Origin of the sequence: Nonomuraea sp. NPDC049784 (genome assembly GCF_040659615.1) — a bacterium.
Lineage (GTDB): Bacteria > Actinomycetota > Actinomycetes > Streptosporangiales > Streptosporangiaceae > Nonomuraea.
Genome location: NZ_JBFAMX010000796.1, coordinates 1 through 3,871 on the forward strand (window position 1 = coordinate 1; position 3,871 = coordinate 3,871).

General features: G+C 73.0%; 4 protein-coding genes. All 4 read left to right on the forward strand.

From position 1 onward, the window contains the following. On the forward strand, nucleotides 1-563 hold a 563-nt coding region (locus AB0J09_RS58600; protein WP_360711940.1), incomplete at its 5' end, for an N-acetylmuramic acid 6-phosphate etherase. Continuing rightward, nucleotides 560-1,723, forward strand: coding sequence for an anhydro-N-acetylmuramic acid kinase (locus AB0J09_RS58605; RefSeq protein WP_360711943.1), 1,164 nt, complete (start codon nucleotides 560-562; stop codon nucleotides 1,721-1,723). The genes AB0J09_RS58600 and AB0J09_RS58605, both read left to right, overlap by 4 nt. Then, on the forward strand, nucleotides 1,720-2,772 hold the full coding sequence (locus AB0J09_RS58610) for a serine hydrolase domain-containing protein (protein ID WP_360711946.1): 1,053 nt from the start codon (nucleotides 1,720-1,722) through the stop codon (nucleotides 2,770-2,772). Before AB0J09_RS58605 ends, AB0J09_RS58610 begins: the two co-directional genes overlap by 4 nt. Continuing rightward, the coding region (locus tag AB0J09_RS58615) for an ABC transporter ATP-binding protein (protein WP_360711949.1) at nucleotides 2,769-3,871 on the forward strand (1,103 nt) is incomplete at its 3' end. The genes AB0J09_RS58610 and AB0J09_RS58615, both read left to right, overlap by 4 nt.

Here is a 3,871-nt window from a genome sequence, read left to right on the forward strand (position 1 = left end):
CCGAGGACGACGAGGAGGGCGGGACGGCGGCCATCGACGCGGCCGGCATCGGGCCGCTCGACACCGTGGTGGGCGTCGCCTCCAGCGGGCGCACCCCGTACGTGGTGGCGGCGGTGCGGCGGGCGCGCGAGCGCGGCGCGCTGACCGTGGGGCTGTCGTGCAACGAGGCCACCCCGCTGAGCGAGGCGGCCGAGCACGGGATCGAGGTGCTCGTCGGGCCCGAGATCATCAGCGGGTCGACCAGGCTCAAGGCGGGCACGGCGCAGAAACTCGTGCTCAACATGTTCTCGACGATCGTCATGGTGCGGCTCGGCAAGACGTACGGGAATCTGATGGTGGACGTCAAGGCCAGCAACGGCAAGCTGCGCGAACGCGCCGTGCGCATCGTACGGGCGATCAGCGGCGCCGGGCCCGAGGAGGCCCTCGCCGCGCTGCGCCGCAACGGTTTCAACGTGAAGCAGGCGGTCGTCGCCTTCCGGTTCGGCCTCTCGCCGCAGGACGCGGCGGCGCGGCTGGCCGGGGCCGGTGGGCGGCTGCGGACGGCTCTGGGAGAGCGGGCATGAGGGTTCTGGGAATGATCTCCGGTACGTCGCACGACGGGATCGACGTGGCGGTGGTGGACTTCCATCTCGTCGGCGGCCTGCTCGAAGGCCGGGTCGGCTACACGGCGAGCACGCCGTACCCCGCAGACCTGAGGGCCCGGCTGATCGCGGCGCTGCCGCCCGCGGAGACGACGCTGTCGGAGGTGTGCGTACTCGACACGCTCATCGGGCAGAGCTTCGCCGGCGCCGCAGCCGCGGCCATCGCGCTGGGCGGGCCCGTCGACCTCATCGTCTCGCACGGGCAGACCGTCTACCACTGGGTGGAGGGCACGCACGCGCTCGGCACGCTGCAGATCGGGCAGGCCGCGTGGATCGCCGAGCGGACCGGCGTCCCCGTGCTGTCGGATGTGCGCATCAGGGACATCACGGCCGGCGGGCACGGGGCGCCGCTGGTATCGGTGCTCGACGGACTGCTGCTCGGCTCGCACGAGGGCGGGGCGGCGGCGCTCAACCTGGGCGGCATCGCGAACATGACCGTGGTGAGCGGGGACGAGCTGTACGCCTACGACATCGGGCCCGCGAACGCGCTGATCGACGCGGTGGTGACGAGCAGAGGGCTGAACGAGCGCGGCTTCGACGAAGACGGCCGGATCGCGGCCTCGGGGCGGGTGGACGAGCGGCTGCTGGAGGTGCTGCTGGACGAGCCGTACTACGGGCTGGCCGCGCCGAAGAGCACCGGCAAGGAGCTGTTCCACCTCGGATACGTGGAGGCGGCCCTGGCCAAGGTGGAGCATGAGGTCGGGGACGCCGACCTGGTCGCCACGCTCACCGAGCTGACCGTCCGCACGGTCGCCGGAGACGTGCGGGCCGCCGGGGTGGGCGCGCTGGTCGTCTCGGGCGGCGGCTGCCGCAATCCCGTGATCATGGACGGGCTGCGGGCGGCGCTGCCGGGCGTGGACGTGGCGCCGTCCGACGACTACGGCGCTCCCTCCGACGACAAGGAGGCCATCGCGTTCGCGCTGATCGGCTGGCTGACCGCGCACGGACTGCCGGGCACCGTTCCGGGAGGCACGGGCGCCCGCGCCTCCCGCGTCCTCGGCACGCTGACGCCCGGCGCGAACCCGCTGGTCCTGCCCGCACCGGTCGTCGAGCCGCCGCGCTCGCTGGTGCTGACCCGATGACGGAGGGCACGCCGGTCGACGCGCCCGCGGGGGTGGTCATGGCCGCGCGGACGCCGTGGTTCGACCTCACCGAGTGCACCGGCCACCGGACCGTGCGCTGGGAGGGCGGCGAGCGCGTCGGCGACGCGCCGATGACCCTGGACACCTTTCACGACCTCGCCTCGGTCACCAAGGTCGTCGCCACCACGACGGCGCTCATCCGGCTGGTGTCCGACCGGCTCGTGGACCTGGACGCGCCGCTGAGCGCGTACCTGGCGCGCTCGTACGAGGCGATCACCGTGCGGGACCTGCTCCTGCACCGGGGCGGACTGTGGGAGTGGTGGCCGCTCTACATCCAGGCCGAGCAGCCGCCCCCGCGGTACCGGCCCGGGCGCGCACGCCACTACTCCGACCTCGGCTTCGTCCTGCTCGGCCGGATCGTCGCGTCCGTCACCGGGCTGAGCCTGGACCAGGCCGTGGCCGAGCTGGTCACCGAGCCGCTCGGCCTCGGCTCCACCACGTACGCCCGCCCGGCGGGCCCCGAGGTGGCCATGAGCGCCCTGGACGACCGGATCGAGATGGGCATGCTCGACACCGGCCGGCCGTACCCCGTCCCGTACCGCAGCTCCGACTTCGCGCGCTGGCGGGGCGGGCCCGTGCTCGGCGAGGTGGCCGACGGCAACGCCCACCACGCCTTCGGCGGGGTCTCCGGGCATGCCGGGCTCTTCTCGACCGTGCCCGACCTGCTCGCCTACGGCCTGGCGATGTCCCGGTACGAGGAGCACGACCGGCTGTGGCGGCCCGAGGTCGCCCGGGAGTTCTTCACCCCCGGGCCGGACGCCGGGCAGGCGCTCGGGTTCCGTACGTACCGGCTCGACCTGTGGGACGAGACCGTCACCGTGCTCGGCCACCCCGGCTACGTGGGCTGCGCGGTCGGCTTCGTCCCCGGCCGCGACATCGCCCTGGCACTGGCGAGCAACCGCCTGCTCGTCCAGGGCGACCCCACCCCCACCGACGCCCTCTGGGCCGACCTGCTCCAGGCCACCACGCAACGATCGAGGACAGCATGACCCCGCTCCTGGAGATCCGTGACCTCTCGGTCGCCTTCCGCACCCGCAAGCAGGACGTCACGGTCGTCAAGAACGTCTCGATGGAGATCCTGCCGGGCCAGACCCTCGCGGTCGTCGGCGAGTCCGGCTCCGGCAAGTCCACCACGGCGGCCGCGGTCAACCGGCTGCTGCCCGACAACGGCCGCATCACCGGCGGCCAGGTCCTGTTCGACGGCCGCGACCTGGCCCAGGCCACCCAACGGGAGATGACCGCGATCCGCGGCGCCGGCATCGGCCTGGTCCCGCAGGACCCCATGTCGAACCTCAACCCGCTCATGCGCATCGGGGAGCAGATAGCCGAGGCGCTCGAGGTGCACGGCGTCGCCACCGGCAAAGCGGCCAGGGCCCGTGTGCTCGAACTGCTCGACCTCGTCGGCATCCCCGACCCGGCGCGGCGGATCGGGCAGTACCCGCACGAGTTCTCCGGCGGCATGCGGCAGCGCGCGCTGATCGCCATGGGGCTGGCCTGCCGGCCGAAGCTGCTCATCGCCGACGAGCCCACCTCCGCGCTGGACGTGACCGTGCAGCGGCGCATCCTCGACCAGCTGGAGCAGCTCACCGCCGAGATGGGCACGGCCGTCCTCCTCATCACGCACGACCTGGCGCTGGCGGCGGAGCGGGCCGACGTGGTGGCCGTCATGCACGACGGCCGCATCGTCGAGACCGGGCGGGCCGCCGAGATCCTGGCCGAGCCCGGGCACGAGTACACCAGGCGGCTGCTCAAGGCCGTGCCGAGCCTGTCGTCGGTACGCGTGCCGGCGCTGGTATCCGGGCCCTCGCAGGAGGCCGAGGACCTGGTGGTCGTGAAGGACCTGCGCAAGGTGTTCCCGATCAGGGGCACGAGCGAGGAGCTGACCGCCGTGGACGCGGTCTCGTTCGGCATCCCGCGGGGCCGTACCGTGTCGATCGTGGGCGAGTCGGGCTCGGGCAAGTCGACCACCGCCAACCTGCTGCTCGGCCTCGACGACGTCACCTCCGGCAGCCTTGGTCTGACAGCAGGGACACGAAGCTGTGCTGTAGCTCTCGGGGCGTCCATTTGTCGGGGTCGAGGTCGGCCTTG